A 285-nucleotide genomic window follows, 5' to 3' on the forward strand; every position below is an offset into this window, starting at 1 on the left:
TATCTCTCAGCCATTGGAAACCTTCTTTGGTGTTGATGTCCACCGCTTCGTTTTCAATTTTGATTCCAATCAGATTAATATGTTGATCTGTAAATTCAAAAAGAAATAACTGCTGTGGTGAAAAATGTTCTAGGTAATTTACGTTGTTAAGAACACCTTCCCATACCAAATCGCTAAAGACGTCGAGCTCATCTTCGGCCACTTTTGGCTTATTGGTTTTAATATCTTCCCACTCTTCATTTGTAATGGATTGACTTGCCAAAAAATTTATGAATTCTTTGTGCA

Annotated in this window: 1 protein-coding gene; it reads right to left on the bottom strand. The window is 35.8% G+C overall.

Going from position 1 to position 285, the window contains the following annotated elements:
• Window positions 1–285, bottom strand: a 285-nt coding sequence (locus tag LB449_RS13860) for a DUF6495 family protein (protein WP_224455701.1), incomplete at both ends; no start/stop codon positions are given.

This window comes from Psychroflexus lacisalsi (assembly GCF_020164495.1).
In the GTDB taxonomy this organism is placed as follows: domain Bacteria; phylum Bacteroidota; class Bacteroidia; order Flavobacteriales; family Flavobacteriaceae; genus Psychroflexus; species Psychroflexus lacisalsi.